The sequence below is a fragment of the Serratia marcescens genome, assembly GCF_006715005.1.
GTDB classification, from domain to species: Bacteria; Pseudomonadota; Gammaproteobacteria; order Enterobacterales; family Enterobacteriaceae; genus Serratia; species Serratia montpellierensis.
This window is the reverse complement of record NZ_VFMJ01000001.1, coordinates 3084970-3100878: the sequence shown is the minus strand read 5'-3', so window position 1 is coordinate 3100878 and position 15909 is coordinate 3084970. Positions and strand designations below refer to the sequence as shown.

Genomic DNA, 15909 nt, shown 5'->3' with positions numbered 1-15909 from the left:
ATAAACCCGCACGCGGCGGGTTTATTTAAATCGGTATTATCAGGCAGCTTTGTCGAGACGATTTAATTCTATCTCGATATCCTGAATGGTTTTTTCCAGCCCTTCCAGGCAGGCACCCTGTTTATTCAACAGGTCGTTAATGGCTTCGGCGAACGCCTTATTTTTGCATTCACCCTGATCGAAGGCCAGCCAGTGTGCGGAGAGCGTCTCGGTATTCGCCTGCGCATAGTGGCGCATTTCCTTCAGCTGGGAAGCGACGTTACGTAAATTATCCAGCTGCGCCTGTGCGTTTGCATTGTTGCTCATGAATTTCTCCTTGAGTTGGCCGTTAAATAATTTCGACTGCGGGATTAAGCTTACCCTATCTAAATAAAAATATCACCCTCAGTGGCTTTGGTGGTTATTTTTTAATGAATGCGGATATATTTATTTCTCGGCTGAACAAGGACTTGGATAGAATTGTAAAAATAGATAAATACGGTTTTTTATGGCGGTTATTTACGGCCATCCCACGCGAGATGGCCGTTATTCTAACGCTTAAGGGTGATGCTTATTATGCCGCATCCGCCAGCATAAACATGCCGTAGGGGTGTATTTCCAGATAATACTGCTCGCCGACGTTGGGCTGCAGGCGGGTGGCGTTAACCTGCAGCAAAATCTGCTGCCCGTGCCATGCCACCGTCACTTCATACTGCGGCCCCATGTAGGCGACATGTTGGATCACGCAGCGCTGGCTTTCCTCGCCGTGCTCGCTCAGCGTGATCGCTTCCGGCCGCACGCCCACCGTGCCGGCGCCTTGGGTGGCAAAGTGGGCGGGGCGCGGCAGGCGATAGCCGCTGATATCGACATGATCGGCGCTGAAGCCGGCCGGGAACAGGTTGGCGTCCCCCATAAAACTCGCCATAAAGCGCGACGCCGGCTGCCGATAGAGATCCTGCGGCGAACCCATCTGCATGATATGCCCTTTGTTCATCACCAGTACGGTGTCTGAGACCGCGAAAGCCTCGCTCTGATCGTGGGTGACGTACAGCGAAGTGATATCAAACTGCTTTTGCAGCTCGCGGATCTTTTCGCGCATGCTGCGGCGCAGGTTGGCGTCGAGGTTGCTCAACGGCTCGTCGAACAGCAGCACTTTCGGCTTGAGGATCAGCGCGCGCGCCAGCGCCACGCGCTGCTGTTGGCCGCCGGAGATCTGATCGACATAGCGATCGTCGAACCCCGCCAGATCCACCATCGCCAGCGCTTCCTGCACGCGCGCTTTCACTTCGGCGCGCGGAATGCCGAGCATCTTCAGCCCATAGCCGACGTTTTCTCCCAGCGACATATGCGGGAACAGGGCATAAGACTGAAACACCATGCAGATGTCACGCTGCTGGATGGAACGATGGGTCACGTCTTCACCATCAATGAATATCTGCCCGTCACTCGGCTTTTCCAGCCCGGCGACCAGGCGCAAAATGGTGGTCTTGCCGCAGCCGGAAGGGCCGAGCAGCGTCACCATTTGCCCCCGTGGGATGGTGAGCGTGATGTTATCGATCACCGTGTTGCTGCCGAACCGTTTGGAGACGTTACGCAGTTCAACGAAATTTTTCTGGCTCATCATGGGCTCCATTACGCCTGGTTTTTGGCTTTTGAACGGGAGATGCGTGCCTCGCCGATCAGCCAGTCAAAGAGGAAAATAATCGCCAGCATCACCACGATCAGAATTGAACCGTAGGCGATCGCCACGCCGTATTCGCCGTCTTCCACGCGGTTGAGGATGTAGGCGGTGGCCACGCGGGTATCGGGCGTCACCAGGAAAACGATGGCGCTGACGGTAGTGATGGCGCGCACGAAGCTGTAGATCAGCGCCGACAGGATCGCCGGGCGCAGCAGCGGCAGCAGGATGTGCGTGATGGTGCGCAGTGAGCCGGCGCGCAGGCTGAGCGAGGCTTCGTCCAGCGATTTGTCTATCTGGCCCAGCCCGGCGATCCCGGCGCGAATGCCTACCGGCACGTTGCGCATCACCATCGAGATAATCACGATGGCGGCCGTCCCGGTGAGGTACACCGGCGCGCTGTTGAAGGCGAGAATGTAAGAGACGCCCGCCACGGTGCCCGGCACCGCAAAGCACAGCATGGTGGTGAACTCGATGGTCTTTTTGCCCCTGAACTGCTGGCGCACCACGATCCAGGCGATCAGCAGGCCGAAGGCGGCGGTGATCGGCGCGGCGATCCCGGCGTACAGCAGCGTGTCGAGCAGCGAAGGCCACGCGCCGTCGCTCATGCTCTGGCCGAACAGCTTGATGAAGTTATCCAGCGTCAGCGTGTAATCCACCCCCCAGTTGACGGTGAAGCTGCCGTAGAAAATGCTGCCGTAGAGCAGGGCGTTAAAGGCTACCCACACCGCCAGCAACGCGATCACGCCCCACACCAGCGTGACCGGCAGCGGCTGTACGTCGCCGCGGTAGGATTTGCCGGACACGGTGACGTAGGAACGCTTGCCGATCCACAGGTACTGGATGCAGAACACCAGCAGCGAGAACAGCAGCAGGAAGGCGCCGAGGGTGCTGGCGGCCTGATAGTCGAGCTGCGAGCCGGTGATGTAGAAATAGATTTGCGTCGCCAGCACGTCGAAGTTGCCGCCGAGCACCAGCGGGTTGCTGAAGTCGGCCAGCGATTGCACCACCACGATCAGAAACGCGTTGGCCAGCGCCGGTTTCAGCAGCGGCACGAACACGCCGTTAAAGGTTTGCCAACGGCTGGCGCGCAGGGTGTAGGAGGCCTCTTCCAACGAAGGATGAATGGTCTTGATCGCGCCGTCGAGGATCATGAACGCCATCGGCGTGAACGCCAGCACCTGCGCCAGCCAGATGCCGGTAAAGCCGTACAGCCAGTTGGTGTTGGTCAGGCCGAACCAGGCCACCATCCACTCGGTGACGTAGCCGGAGCGCCCCATCATCAGCGTGACGCCCAGGCCGACGACGAACGGCGGCGTGACGATGGGCAGGATGGAGAAGATGCGGCCGATAATGGCGCTGCGCTTGGCGATGCGAGTGGTGTAAATCGCCAGCACCAGGCCGAAGAAGGTGCAGCCGGCGCCGACCGCGATCGACAGGGCGATGGAGTTGAGGATCACCTGAACGATATGCGCCTGCGACAGCACGTTCATAAACGCCAGCGGCGCGAACGCCCCCGCCTGGTCGGTGAACATCGGAATGAAAATCGCGATGCTCGGCCAGACGATAAAGACGCCGATCAGCGCCACGATGGTGACCAGCGCACCGATAACGAAACGGTCGCCGCCCAGCCATTCGAGGCGGGTCAGCGCCAGCGTCATGATGGCGCCCAGCGCGGTCAATTGCACCAGGGTGGCGTAGCCTAAACCGCGTCCCGCCACCGTGGCGCTGACGACGATAAAGGCCATGCACAGCAGCGCCCAGCCGGCATCGAACGCGTGCCGCCGCCGCCGTTCACCGCCCGCCGCGGCGTAGGGGCGAAGCAGCAACAGGCTTGGCAACAGGCACCAAAGCCAGCTGATATTGCGGTGTGACCAGCCGTAGGCCGCGAGGATTTCATCGCCGGTGGATTCCAGCAGGCCGTAATCCAGGCTCCAGCTCGGCAGCAGGGCGAACGCCAGCCAGCCAAGCAAAACCCAAAGGAATATCGCATCTCGTTTTTTCACGAGATGGAGTGCATGTGTATGTGACATAAGTTTCCCGGATGTTCAGGCCGGGTAAGGCGTGAGGCTTACCCGGCAACAGGCGCAGAATGTGGGCTTATTTACCCATCTTGACTTCGCTGACCCATTTATTGATCAGCGCCTTGCGGACCTCGGTCGAGCCGTACTTGTCCATGTCGTAGTTGATCAGCTTCAGGTCGTCGAGCTTCAGCGAGTTCGGCGAGGTAGCGGCGGTGGTGTTGGTCAGGATCTGATAGGACTTGCCTTTCTGCCATGCCAGTTCCTGCGCCTCTTTCGACAGCACCCAATCCACAAACAGCTTGGCGTTGTCGAGGTTACGTGCGCCTTTGAGGATGCTGACGCCGCCGATTTCGTAGCCGGTGCCTTCACAAGGCGAGATCAGCTCAAGCGGCGCGCCCTGTTCTTTTTCGAGCGAGTAGTCATGCAGGAAACCGATGCCGATCGCCGTTTCGCCGCGGGCGGCGTTGCGCGCCGGGGCAATGCCGGACTTGGTGTACTGCGAGACGTTGGCGTTCAGCTGCTTGAGGTAATCGAAGGCCTGATCGTCTCCCCACAGCTGGGCAAAGGTCGCCAGCGCGGTGTAGGCAGTGCCGGAGCTTTGCGGATCGGCGATTTGAATCTCGCCTTTGTACTCCGGTTTGGTCAGGTCTTTCCAGCACTTGGGCACCGGCAGGTTTTTCTCTTTCAGGCGCTGGGTATTGACGCCAAAGCCGAGGATGCCGACGTAGACCGCCGAGGAGTAGTTGCCTTTCAGCTTCGCCGGGTCGCGGAATTGTTGCATCACCTGTTCGAGGTTCGGCGATGTGTACGGCTGCAGCAGCCCCATTTCACCGGCCTGGGATTGCGGATCGAGCGTGCCGCCGTACCAGACGTCCGCCTGCGGGTTTTTCTTCTCGGCGTCCACTTTTGCCAGCGTGCTGCCGGAGCCGTTGCGGATGAACGAGGTTTTCACGTCATATTTCTCGCCGAAGGCTTTGGTCTCCGCTTCGCACATTTCATTGGTGGCGCTGCAGTAAACCACCAGGCGGCCCTTGGCGTGCGCGGCGCCGCTCAGCGTGGCCAGCGCGATGCCGGACGCTATCAGGGTAGTGACCCACGTTTTTTTCATTGTTTTATCCTTCTCTCGGTAGAGGTGGTAACGCTCGCCATCAGCAGCGGCATCAGCAATAAACCCATAAGAACGGCGGCGATCGACAGCAAACTGAACATGCCTGACCAGCCATAGCCTTCGATGACCCGCGACAGCGGCCAGCCCGCCAGCGCTGCCCCCAGGTAGGCGAACAGGCCGAGAAAACCGGTGATGGAGCCCGCTGCGCCTTTGTGCCCGCATTCCACGGCGGCAAGGCCAATCAGCATCTGCGGGCCGAAGACAAAAAAGCCCACCGTAAAGAAACAGCCCGCCAGCAGCGCGTAGTGATGCACCGGCGCCAGCCACAGCGCGGCGACGGAAACCATCAGCCCGAGCGTGAACAGCAAAATCATCGGCGCGCGCTGCCCGCCGAACAGCACATCCGAGCCCCAGCCGGCGAACAGCGCGCCGAGCAGGCCGCCTATCTCGAACAGCATCACCGTCGCGTTAGCGCTAAGCAGGTTGACGCCGTGGCTTTCCGTCAACCAGAGATTGCCCCAGTCGTTCAACGCGATGCGGATCAGGTAGACCAGCACGTAAGAGACGCCGAGCAGCCAGATCATCGGGTTCTTCAGCATCGTGGTGCGCAACATCTGCCACAGCCCCATCGGCGGGCTGTGCTGTTCCTGGCGCAGCTCCAGCGGATCGTGGCGCCACTGGCCGACCGACGGCAGGCCTTCTTCCTGCGGCGTGCCTGTCAGCCGCCGCGTGAGCCAGATGCCCAGCACCATGCTGACGGCGCCCGGGATCAACATCGCCGCCTGCCAGCCCCAGCGCTGGGCGGCGAAGGCGCTGATCAACGGCACGATCGCGCCGCCGAGGTTGATCGACATATTCCAGCAGCCCCACCAGAAGCCGCGTTCGTTGCGTGAATACCAATGGGTCAGCAGCCGCGCGCAGGGCGGCCAGCCCCAGCCCTGAAAGAAGCCGTTCAGCGCCCAGACCGCCAGCAGCAGCGTCAGCGATTCGCCGAAGGCGAACGCCACGTTCAGCAAACCGGTGGCGAACAGGCCGATCCCCATAAACCTGCGCTGCCCATGGCCGTCGTGCCACAATCCGGCGGCGAATTTCGACAGGCCGTAGCTCAGGTAAAACAGCGAGCCGAGCAGGCCGATGTCCCCTTTGTCCAGCCCCAAATCCGTTTGCAGCGCCGGCAACACGTAATTCACGCTTTTGCGCGTCAGGTAAAAGGCGGCGTACCCGATGACCATGTACAGCAGCAGTCGCGGGCGCAGCGCGCGGTAACGATGATCGATTTCAGATGCCGAGCGTGCCTGCATAGCCGCCTCCCTGGTGGTGACTATAAGAAGATGAAAGGGAAAGGGGATGAGAGAAAGTCCGGAGTGGCTAAGACTTTTTCCTAGTTAGTCGGCGGTTTGTTGCAAATTTGTGGGCAGGTTAACAATTACCCGGGTACCGCGCTGCGTTTCCAGCGTCAGTTCGCCGCCGAGTGCGCTGACCCGTTCGCGCATCCCCTGAATGCCGAAGCCGGGCACCTTGTCCGCACGGATGCCGATGCCGTTGTCCCGCACCTCGAGGTGCAAAAGCGCCCCCTGTTGATACAAGACGATGGCGACTTCGCTGGCTTCGGCGTGTTTGCACACGTTGTTGAGCAGCTCTTGCAGCAGCCGGTAGAGGGTGAAGCGCACCGTCTCGCCGGCGGGCGTGTCGATGAGTCGGTAGTCGAAACGGCAGCGGATGCCCCGTTCGCTAAAGGCGAATTCGCTCAGCAGGTGGTGAAGCGCGTCTTTGAACGCCAGCTCGTCCAGCGCGGGCGGGCGAAGCTGGCGCAGCAGCTGGCGCGTGGAGTGATGAATGCGCCGGGCGAGCTCGCTTATCTGGTGCGCGGCGGCCTGGGTTTGCGCCGGATCGTGCGCCCGTTTGACCAGCTGCGACTGGATTTGAATCGCGGTGATGTTCTGGCCGATTTCATCGTGCAGCTCGCGCGCCAGGTTTTTCCGCGTGTCTTCTTCGGTGTGGATCAGTTTTTCGGTCAGCGCCCGCCGTGCCGCCAGCTCTTCTTCCAGGCGTCGACGATAGTGGTGCAGGTTTTGCGCCAGGTGCTGCTGGCGGCTGATGGCGATGCCCAGGCCGATACCGAGCAGCGCCTGCGTCGCCAGAAAGATTTCCAGCTCGACCAGATTGCCGAACCCCACGCCGACCTGCCGGGCGAGGGTGATCATCATGCTGCCGAGCAGGCCGGACAGCACGCCGCCCTGCCAACCGAACTTCCACGCCATCACCACGTTCGGCAAGAACACCACGATCAGCAGCAGGCGTTCGATTTCCGGCGACAGCACCATCTGGGTGCCGATGCCGATAACGAAAAACAGGCTGCACCAGATGATTAAGGACGCGCGCAGCGGCGGGTTGGTGGTGTCCAGCCCCAGCAGGTGGTAACGGTGCTGCTGGCGCAGAAATTCAAAGATCAGGTAGACGAACGGTGTCAGCAAGACGCCGCCGGTAAACGACGCCAGGCCGAGCAGCATCGCCGGGCTGTGCGCGAAAGGCGAAAGCAGGGCGGTATTGAGCAGCGAGGCGGCGGTTACGGTGGCCAGCAGCAGCGTCAGCCGCTGCCAGTAGAGCGGAAAGCGGTGCCAGAATCGTTGCGCGACCGCAGCCGGAAGCAGGGTGATAAACGGCGCGGCCAGCAGACCGTAGCCGCTCAGCAGGCGCTCGCCGTGCAGCCAAAGCAGCAGCAGCACCGGAGGTACCAACAAGGCGGGCCAATAGCGGCGCGCCAGCAGGATCAGCAGCGCGAGATAGACGCCGTGCGGCAGAAACAGCGCCGCCTGATTGCCGTTGTGGGTCAGATAGAAACCGAGCGTCCACAGCGCCAGCCAGCCGCTGCCCCAGGCCAACAGGATAAACAGCGAGATAACCCAGGGCCGGAAGCGCGGAGCCATCAATGCCCCGCCAGCAACTGATGATCGAGGGCGAAATGCACCAGCTCGATGGTGCTGTTGCACTGCAGCTTGCCCAGGACGTTGGCGCGATGTACATGCACCGTTTTATGACTGAGCTCGAGCTTGAAAGCGATCTCCTTTACGCTGTCGCCTCTGACCAGCAGATCGAAAATTTCGCGCTCGCGCGGGGTCAGCCCTTCCAGCGCCGTAGCCGGCTGCTCGCCGCCACGCAGCGCCCGCAGCGCGTCGGCACACAGGTAATGGCCGCCCATATCGACGGAACGCACCGCCTGCACCAGCTCTTCCGGCCCGCAGCGTTTGGTCAGATAGCCGCTGGCGCCGGCGTCCAGCGCGCTTTGCACGAAGGTGGGGGAGTCATAGATGCTGAGGATGATCGCGCGGAACTGCGGCTTCTGCGCCCGCAGGCGTTTCAACAGGCTCAGGCCGTTTTCATCCGGCATGGCGATGTCCATCACCGCGACGCTGACGTCGTCGCGCAGCAATGCCGGCCAGGCCGCCGCCGCGCTGCTGTATTGCCCCACCACGTCGAGATCGTCCTCGAGGCTGAGCAACTGCGCAAAGCCGGAGCGCACCACCACATGGTCATCCACCAGTATCACACGGATCATTTTTCGCACTCTGTTGCCGAATCATGGCCCTATGATGCCTGCCGCCGCGGTGCTGGCAATCAGCCAAGCGCGGTTATGCAATCGGTGTAACAGAATCGTAATAAAAGGGCGCCGCCGGCGCCGTCAACGATCCAAATCGATGGCGAAATGCTGCCACAGCGCGGCGCGGCGTTCCTCTTCCGAATGCAACGTCGTTTCGTGGCGCTGGTGATCTTCGGTCACGATCAGCTTCATGTCGCTGAGGGTGACCCGGCCGTGGTCCGTCGGCCGTGAACATACCAGGCGTTGGGTGAAGTGCGATTGCGGCGAGGTGCTGTGGAAGTGGCACATCTCGTCGAACTCATGCAATTCGCGCGGCTGAACGGTAAAGCGATACAGCGTTTTGGCATGCGAACGCTGGTCGCCGTTGCGGCGCTCCAGCAGGTAATACTCGCCTTCCCGCTCCAGGTGGAAGGTGCCGCTGGCCTGCGGTTGCGGCTCGGCGACGACGATCTTCAGCGGCGTCAGGAAGGAATCGCCGAAACCGACGTCCACCAGCCAGGCCTGGCCCGCCAGATCCACCCGCAGCGCCAGATGGTCGTAGCGCGGGCCGAAATGGCCGTCGCGCGCGCGGATCTCGCCGGAGATGAAGCTCACCTTGAAGCCGAGCTCCCGCAGCAGCAGGGCGAACAGCGTGTTCAGCTCATAACAAAAACCGCCGCGGTTACGCTCGACCACCTTGCTGAACAGCGCCTCCGGCGCCAGCTGAATACCCTGATGATAAATAATGCTCAGGTTCTCGAACGGGACGCTCAGCATGTGGCGATGGTGCAGCTGTTGCAACGTGGGGAGGTCAGGGCGGGCGCCGCCGGTAAAGCCGATATGCTGCAGGTAGCGTTGGGTATCCACAGGGTGTCTCGCATGAGAAAAAGTAGGCATAAAATAGCGGGCTTTGCGGCTTTTGTGAGCGCATTACGTGCTGCGCTGTCGCTGCTGCCGCAAACTGTCACTGGTCGGCGCTAGCCTGTTCCCCGGAGTTCAACATTGCAGGAGAACGGCTATGCAAGATTTCAAACATCGGGTGGCGCTGGTGACCGGCGCTTCCACCGGCATCGGTGAAGCGATCGCCGCCGAGCTGTTTCGGCGCGGAGCCACGGTGGTGATGACCGGCCGCCACGCGGCGCCTCTCGCCGCCGCCGCCGCGCGGCTCGATCCCGACGGCCGACGGGTGATGACGTTGCGGATGGACGTGCGCGATGCGCAGTCGATGCAGCAGGGTATTGAAGAGATAGTGCGGCGCTGCGGCGCGCTGCATCTGCTGGTCAACAACGCCGGGATCACCGGCCCGCACGAGGTGGGTATCGATCGGTACGCGGTCGACGATTGGCATGAGGTGATCGCCACCTGCCTGAGCGGCACGTTTTTCGGCATGAAGTACGGCCTGCCGGCGATCGTCGCCGGCGGCGGCGGGGCGGTGGTGAACCTCTCTTCCGCCAACGGGGTGGTGGGCATTGCCGGGATCGCGCCCTATACTGCCGCCAAACATGGCGTGCTGGGCCTGACGCGCTCGGCGGCGCTGGAATTCGCCACGCGCGGCGTGCGCGTCAACGCCGTCGGGCCGGGCTATGTGGATACGCCGGCGATGGGGGCACTGCCGGCGTCGGCGCGGGCGCAAATGGCCGCTTCGCACCCGATGGGGAGAATGGCGACGCGCGAAGAGGTGGCGAAAACGGTGGCCTTCCTGCTTTCGGACGACAGCAGTTTCACCACCGGCGCGTTCTACAGTATCGACGGCGGTTATACCGCACGTTAATGGCAAACAGACCCCTTGCGGGGCCTGTGTGGTTACCAGGATTTATGTGGGTTGCGTGAGACGATATCGATCTTTTGACACAGCAGTTGGGTGATGTCCACCGAGGTGGGCTGAGCGGCGCTGCCGGTAAAGTTTTTCAGCACGATGGCGATGCGGGCGTAATTGACGTAGCCCTCAGGCAGCGGCAAATACTCGGCAACGTCGAGCGCGGTAATGCGATCCGAGGTCATCGTTGCCGACGCGGCCGGCGTTACCGTGCCGGTGCGGGCCCACTGACAGGCTTTTTCCAGCAGGGGGGTGACGCCGGCATCGCCGCTCAGGGCATATTTGCCTTGGTAGGTGCTGATGGTGACATCAAGGCTGTTCTGGCCTTTCAGGTTGGCCAACGTGGCACGCCACAGCACCAGATCGTTTTTCGCGATCGGGAAGTAGATCTCGACGCGTTTGTCCGCCGTCGTCGCCGTTTTGGTGGTGGCGGTCAGCACGCCGTTTTGCAGCGTTACCGCCAGATCGGCGGTCGCCGTTTGCGAGAGACGTGCGCCGCCGAAGGCGTAGACGTTATTCAACGCCAGCGCGCCGCTTTCTTTCCAGCTCGGCTCCGGCAGATGGTTGACGCCATCGCCCAGATAGAGCAGGCGCCACATGTTGACGTAACCGGGTGCGACGATCTTTTTCATCTCGATGTGGTTGTTGGACCAGCCTTTTTTAATGTCTGCGTTCACCAGATCGAAACCGTCGATATAGCATTTTCCGCTCAGATCGCTGGACTTATCGAAGAAGAAATACTCGACGTATTGGTAGGGCACGCTGCTGCCGGCATCGGTGTTGTTGGTCATCACGCTGTGCCATTGGCTGTCTTTGATTTTTACCGTACCGCCGTTGTTGCTGGTAAAGACCGGCCGGTAGTTGCGGCAATTGGCGTTGCCCCACTCGAAGTGGCAATTTTTGAAGTCCAGCGTGCCGCCTTTAAGGTCGAACAAACCATAGTCGGTATTGGCCAACTGTTCGGTTTCATTGCTAAAGCCGCTGTAGTCGAACGAACAATCGCGGAAGGCCAGGGCATGTACCCCCTGATAATAGTTTCTGCTGTCGCCGAACAGGCATTTGTAGAAGACGATTTTTTCGCCGGCGTTAGCGGTGGTTTCAGACCAGATCGGCCAGAAACAGCCGCGCACCATGATGCTGTGCCAGCTCTGAATATAGGCGTTATTGCCAAAGACAATGCCTTTATACAGGTTGGTCAGCCAGACGTTTTGCACCAGCAGTTGGCAGGCAGGCAGGCCGTGCATGTTTGAGGCATCGCTGTAGACGCACAGGCCGCGCAGGTTGGCCGCCGCGCCAGGGGCACCCACGATGCGCAGGTTATAAATCGCCGGCGCTCCCAGCGAATATTGCACGCGTACGCACTCGATGTTGGTGGCGCCGCTGAAGTCCAGAATGGTGCCCTTAAAATCGACGGCGTTTTTCCACAGCTTCAGGTTGGCGGTGGTTTTACAAGAGCGAACGCCGCCGGGGCCAACCAGAGTAATCCCCGCCGGGGTCGTTGGGATAGGCAACTGCCACCACTCTTCGCCTTTGACCTGCAAGAAGTTGCACGCGCGGGTAATGGTCAGCGAGTAATCCAGTTCATCGCCCGGCAGGTGCCACCAATCGATGCTGTAATCGCCGTCATTGATGATGCGCTTCCAGCGACGGTTTTGCGCGTCGACGAGCAGGGTGACGCCGTTGTCCTGGCTGGTGGTATCCGCATCGTCTCGGGTAAATACGCCGTGATGGTAGCGGTTTTCGAGCATCACCGCGGTCTCGCTACCGGCATAGCTGCGCAGGTTGGCGTAATCATTTAATGAAATCATGGAATAGCCCTCGTTTTGGACAATAAGAGGCCGATGCAATATGGCGATTGCAGGGGCGGCGGCATAGGGAAATGGCATTGTGGCCGAAGGGTGAATCGGTTCGCGATCCCGGTCGGCAGAGATAAATTAACAGGCTGAGGTGAGAGGCTTAAGCGTTCAGGGTTGTGCCTGACGCCAGCAAACATCGCCGCCGGGGTTCAGGTTTGGTCTGTAGATACGAGGGTTTGCAACCAGGCCAGAAACGCCGCTGCGCCGGGTTTTTCCAGCGTGCGCGGCGGGTAAACTACGTAGTAGGGTTTGCTGAGCGGCAGCGCCGGTTCGGCCAGGGTGACCAGCTGGCCTTCCGCCAGTTCACGGGCGATCAGCCGCCGCTGGCCGAGTAGCACCCCGCGCCCTTGCACGGCGGCGTCGATGGCCAGTGACGTCAGGTTATAGGTTAGCCCGCGCCGCGGCGGCGGCGGCCGATCGGCGGCGGTGAACCACTCGTGCCAGCCCGGCAAAAACTGGCTCTCCTTGCCCCAGTCGACGTGGATCAGCGGCAGCTGCGTCCAGTCGCCGCACTCGCGCAGCGCCGGGCTGCACACCGGCTGCACCCGATCCTGAAACAGCTGCACCTTTTCCAGCAGCGGGTAATCCTGATCGCCGAAGCACAGGGCGAAGTCCGCCGCCGAATGGGCGAAATCGACCGCCGCATGGGTGGCGTGCAGCCGCAGATCGCCGTCGGGGCACTGCGCCAGCCAATCGCCCAGCGCCGGGTTCAGCCACTTGGAGGCCAACGCCGGCAGGGCGAACACCGTCAGCGCCTGTTTGCCGCGCTGGCGCTCGACGTGCTGCTGCGCCACGCGCAGCGTTTCGAACGCCTCCTGCACGTAGGCCAGGTAGTCCGCGCCCTGTTCGGTCAGCGTGACGCCGCTTTTGGCGCGAATGAACAGCGTGATGCCCAGATGCTGTTCGAGCTGGCGGATCTGCTGGCTGATGGCGGCGGCGGTCAGCGCCAGCGTATCCGCCGCGCGGGCCAGGCTGCCGGTGCGGGCGGCGGTTTCGAACGCCAGAATGGCGCTCAGCTTGGGCAAACGCGCGCGGGACGGTGAGTGCATGGGCAGGGCTATCGCTAAGAATTGGTTAGCTTATCCATAACGTATTTTTGTTATGGCGGCAATGCGCCATTCGCTACAGTGAGAGGCATCCGGCTATCGCACACGAGGGGAATGTCATGCCGCAACTTGCCGATATTATCGATCTGTCCTCCCATCCCATCGACGACGCCGCGTTCCGCGCCCGTTGCCGGCAAACGCTGGAGCGCAGCGGTGCGTTAGTACTGCCGGGATTTCTGCGCGCCGCCGCGCTGGCGACGGTGCGGTTGGAAGGCGCCGAACAGCACCACGCGGCGTTTTACGCCACCAGCAAACACAACGTGTATCTGCGGCCGCAGGACGACGCGCTGCCGGCCGATCATGCGCGCAACCGGCTGGTGGTGTCATCCAAAGGCTGCATTACCGAAGAAGATATTCCGCCGCAGTCGCCGCTGCGTGCGCTGTACGACGCTCCGGCGTTTCGCGCGTTCCTCTGTGCGGTGCTGGATGAGGCGCAGCTGTACCCTTACGCCGATCGGCTGTCGTCGATCAACCTGCATTACGCCCACACCGGCCAGGAGCTGGGCTGGCACTTCGACAACTCGTCGTTCGCCATCACGCTACTGATCCAGAAACCGGCGGCGGGCGGGCGTTTCGAGTACGTGGAGAACCTGCGCGACGCCGATCGCGGCGAGATGAACTATGCCGGGGTCACGCAGGTGCTGGACGGCGAGCGGGCGGTCAAACAGCTGGCGATTGAGGAGGGGGATTTGGTGCTGTTTCGCGGGCGCAACGCCATGCACCGGGTGACGCCGACCGAAGGCGACACCACGCGCATGCTGGTGGTGCTGGCCTACAATGCGCAGCCGGATGTCATGCTGTCGGAAAGCGCCAGAATGACGTTTTACGGCCGGTTATAGCGGATAAAAAAACCGCCCCGGAGGGCGGTTTGTCGATTCAGTGCGGGTTCTGCTCTTCGTGAGCCTGCTGCTCCCGCTTCACTTCCTGCGCGCGCTTGCGCAGGCCGAACCAGCCCAGCGTCAGCAACACCGCCAGCACCGGAATAGTGGCGATGGTCCAGGTGCCGTTCGGGTAGTCGAACGCCATCATCACCACCACGATCAGCAGGAACGCCAGCGTCAGCCAGGAGGTGAACGGCGCGCCAGGCATTCTGAACGAGACCGGCTGCGCGCGGCCTTCGCGCACGGCTTTGCGCAGGCGCATCTGGCAAACGATGATAAATGCCCAGGAGGCGATGATGCCCAGCGAAGCGATGTTCAGCACGATCTCGAATACCCGCGACGGTACCAGGTAGTTGAGCACCACGCCGATCACGTAGATGCCGCAGGTAACCAGGATGCCGGCGTAAGGCACCTGCTGGCTGCTCATTTTGGCCATCAGCTTCGGCGCGGAGCCGCCCATCGCCAGCGAGCGCAGGATACGGCCGGTGGAGTAGAGGCCGGAGTTAAGGCTGGACAGCGCGGCGGTCAACACCACGATGTTCATGATGGTGCCGATGTAAGGCACGCCCAGCTTGCTGAAGAAGGTGACGAACGGGCTTTGGCCGGCCTGATAGGCGTTCCACGGCAGCAGCAGCACCAGCAGCACCACGGAGCCGACGTAGAACAGGCCGATACGCCAGATCACGCTGTTGATCGCTTTGGGCATCATTTTAGCCGGATCTTTACACTCGCCGGCGGCGGTGCCGATCAGCTCGATGCCGGCGAAGGCGAAGATCACCCCTTGCACCAGCACCAACGCCGGCAGCAGGCCGTGCGGGAACATGCCGCCGTTTTCGGTGATCAGGTGCATGCCGGTGGTGTGGCCGGCAACCGGCGTGCCGGTGCCGAGGAAGACGACGCCGACAATCAGGAACAGCGCGATGGCGACGACCTTGATCAGCGCAAACCAGAACTCCATCTCGGCGAACCACTTCACGCCGATCATGTTCATGGTGGCGACGATACCGAGCGCGCCGAGGGCGAACAGCCACTGCGGCACGTCGGCAAAGGTGCCCCAGTAGTGCATGTACAGCGCCACTGCGGTGATGTCGACGATACCGGTCATCGCCCAGTTGAGGAAATACATCCAGCCGGCGACGTAAGAGGCTTTCTCACCGAGAAACTCGCGGGCGTAAGAAACGAAGCTGCCGCTGGAAGGGCGATGCAGCACCAGTTCGCCCAGCGCGCGCAGGATGAAGAAAGAGAAGATCCCGCACACCAGATAGACCAGCGCCAGCGCCGGCCCGGCCAGTTCGAGGCGGCCGCCGGTACCGAGGAACAAGCCGGTGCCGATCGAACCGCCGATGGCGATCATTTGGATCTGCCGGTTACCCATGCTTTTGTGATAACCGGATTCATGGGAGTCTAGCCAGCGTCGTCTGGCGGCGTGTTTGTCATCCGCCGACTTTTTTTGTGAGTGCATTATCCGTCCTGTTTACCTGTCTATGATGAACTCCGCCCTGAGCTGCAGGGCAAACGATTGCCATCAGCAATCGTAATGAGAATGAGGTCGTAGCATCATTCCGCTGTTTATTGTGTATACAGCCGCCGTTAAATAACGGCGTGGCATGCTACCGTTTCCCGATAAATGTGGCAAAAAAACCTGCGTACAAAGTGTGAACAATGGTGTGTATTTTTTAAACTGAAAACAAAAGCGCATATTATTCAGTAAGATGAGTCTCATTATCAACACGGAAATATCGAACGATAAAAGTGATTGAAATCACAGAATAATAATTACCGTGCAAACTAAAGGGATTTTGAGGTTATTTCGCGTGAGGGGGGAAAGCGGGCGGAAAATAAAACGATGGCGCCTGCGCGGCAATGAGCGTGCGCAGGCGAATC

Annotated in this window: 13 protein-coding genes; 2 read left to right on the top strand and 11 right to left on the bottom strand. The window is 61.0% G+C overall.

Annotated elements, in window-relative coordinates:
• Window positions 1-39: 39 nt before the first annotated feature.
• From FHU12_RS14955 to FHU12_RS14920, 8 genes are all read right to left on the bottom strand, one after another.
• The gene (locus FHU12_RS14955) at window positions 40-306 is read right to left on the bottom strand and encodes a hypothetical protein (protein ID WP_004939738.1); all 267 of its coding nucleotides are present in this window, start codon (window positions 304-306) and stop codon (window positions 40-42) included.
• A 247-nt stretch (window positions 307-553) separates the two neighbouring features.
• Window positions 554-1600, bottom strand: a complete 1047-nt coding sequence (gene fbpC / locus FHU12_RS14950) for a ferric ABC transporter ATP-binding protein (RefSeq protein ID WP_141970286.1) — start codon at window positions 1598-1600, stop codon at window positions 554-556.
• A gap of 11 nt (window positions 1601-1611) precedes the next feature.
• Window positions 1612-3690: an ABC transporter permease gene (locus tag FHU12_RS14945; RefSeq protein WP_141970284.1), complete on the bottom strand. Its 2079-nt coding sequence runs from the start codon at window positions 3688-3690 to the stop codon at window positions 1612-1614.
• Window positions 3691-3757: 67 nt separating this feature from the next.
• Window positions 3758-4789, bottom strand: coding sequence for an ABC transporter substrate-binding protein (locus FHU12_RS14940; protein ID WP_141970283.1), 1032 nt, complete (start codon window positions 4787-4789; stop codon window positions 3758-3760).
• Complete coding sequence (gene uhpC, locus FHU12_RS14935; RefSeq protein WP_260440781.1) at window positions 4786-6114, bottom strand: MFS transporter family glucose-6-phosphate receptor UhpC; 1329 nt, start codon at window positions 6112-6114, stop codon at window positions 4786-4788. Before uhpC ends, FHU12_RS14940 begins: the two co-directional genes overlap by 4 nt.
• 60 nt (window positions 6115-6174) lie before the next feature.
• Window positions 6175-7716 carry an MASE1 domain-containing sensor histidine kinase gene (locus FHU12_RS14930; RefSeq protein ID WP_141970279.1) on the bottom strand — a complete coding sequence of 514 codons (1542 nt, stop codon included), beginning with the start codon at window positions 7714-7716 and terminating at the stop codon, window positions 6175-6177.
• Window positions 7716-8345: a response regulator transcription factor gene (locus FHU12_RS14925; protein WP_141970276.1), complete on the bottom strand. Its 630-nt coding sequence runs from the start codon at window positions 8343-8345 to the stop codon at window positions 7716-7718. The genes FHU12_RS14930 and FHU12_RS14925 overlap by 1 nt, the downstream gene beginning before the upstream one ends.
• Window positions 8346-8468: 123 nt before the next feature.
• Complete coding sequence (locus FHU12_RS14920; protein ID WP_141970274.1) at window positions 8469-9233, bottom strand: arylamine N-acetyltransferase family protein; 765 nt, start codon at window positions 9231-9233, stop codon at window positions 8469-8471.
• A gap of 151 nt (window positions 9234-9384) precedes the next feature.
• Between FHU12_RS14920 and FHU12_RS14915 the strand changes: the two genes are divergently transcribed.
• A complete protein-coding gene (locus FHU12_RS14915; protein ID WP_141970272.1) occupies window positions 9385-10137 on the top strand; it encodes an SDR family NAD(P)-dependent oxidoreductase in 753 nt (250 codons plus the stop codon).
• A gap of 32 nt (window positions 10138-10169) precedes the next feature.
• Here FHU12_RS14915 and FHU12_RS14910 read toward each other — a convergent pair whose 3' ends face one another.
• Both FHU12_RS14910 and FHU12_RS14905 read right to left on the bottom strand, forming a co-directional pair.
• The gene (locus FHU12_RS14910) at window positions 10170-11990 is read right to left on the bottom strand and encodes a putative phage tail protein (protein ID WP_141970270.1); all 1821 of its coding nucleotides are present in this window, start codon (window positions 11988-11990) and stop codon (window positions 10170-10172) included.
• A gap of 197 nt (window positions 11991-12187) precedes the next feature.
• Window positions 12188-13087, bottom strand: a complete 900-nt coding sequence (locus tag FHU12_RS14905; protein ID WP_141970268.1) for a LysR substrate-binding domain-containing protein — start codon at window positions 13085-13087, stop codon at window positions 12188-12190.
• A 116-nt stretch (window positions 13088-13203) separates the two neighbouring features.
• On the opposite strand from FHU12_RS14905, the gene FHU12_RS14900 reads away from it, so the two are divergent.
• Complete coding sequence (locus FHU12_RS14900) at window positions 13204-13983, top strand: HalD/BesD family halogenase (RefSeq protein WP_141970265.1); 780 nt, start codon at window positions 13204-13206, stop codon at window positions 13981-13983.
• A 37-nt stretch (window positions 13984-14020) separates the two neighbouring features.
• Here FHU12_RS14900 and ansP read toward each other — a convergent pair whose 3' ends face one another.
• Window positions 14021-15487, bottom strand: a complete 1467-nt coding sequence (gene ansP, locus FHU12_RS14895) for an L-asparagine permease (protein ID WP_141970263.1) — start codon at window positions 15485-15487, stop codon at window positions 14021-14023.
• Window positions 15488-15909 lie beyond the last annotated feature (422 nt).

What these genes read in the sequence shown, in the direction of transcription:
- FHU12_RS14910 (WP_141970270.1), bottom strand. Translation starts at nt 11,990, where the DNA reads ATGATTTCATTAAATGATTACGCCAACCTGCGCAGCTATGCCGGTAGC.
- FHU12_RS14900 (WP_141970265.1), top strand. Translation starts at nt 13,204, where the DNA reads ATGCCGCAACTTGCCGATATTATCGATCTGTCCTCCCATCCCATCGAC.
- fbpC (WP_141970286.1), bottom strand. Translation starts at nt 1,600, where the DNA reads ATGAGCCAGAAAAATTTCGTTGAACTGCGTAACGTCTCCAAACGGTTC.
- FHU12_RS14930 (WP_141970279.1), bottom strand. Translation starts at nt 7,716, where the DNA reads ATGGCTCCGCGCTTCCGGCCCTGGGTTATCTCGCTGTTTATCCTGTTG.
- FHU12_RS14945 (WP_141970284.1), bottom strand. Translation starts at nt 3,690, where the DNA reads ATGTCACATACACATGCACTCCATCTCGTGAAAAAACGAGATGCGATA.
- FHU12_RS14955 (WP_004939738.1), bottom strand. Translation starts at nt 306, where the DNA reads ATGAGCAACAATGCAAACGCACAGGCGCAGCTGGATAATTTACGTAAC.
- FHU12_RS14915 (WP_141970272.1), top strand. Translation starts at nt 9,385, where the DNA reads ATGCAAGATTTCAAACATCGGGTGGCGCTGGTGACCGGCGCTTCCACC.
- ansP (WP_141970263.1), bottom strand. Translation starts at nt 15,487, where the DNA reads ATGCACTCACAAAAAAAGTCGGCGGATGACAAACACGCCGCCAGACGA.
- FHU12_RS14905 (WP_141970268.1), bottom strand. Translation starts at nt 13,087, where the DNA reads ATGCACTCACCGTCCCGCGCGCGTTTGCCCAAGCTGAGCGCCATTCTG.
- FHU12_RS14925 (WP_141970276.1), bottom strand. Translation starts at nt 8,345, where the DNA reads ATGATCCGTGTGATACTGGTGGATGACCATGTGGTGGTGCGCTCCGGC.
- FHU12_RS14940 (WP_141970283.1), bottom strand. Translation starts at nt 4,789, where the DNA reads ATGAAAAAAACGTGGGTCACTACCCTGATAGCGTCCGGCATCGCGCTG.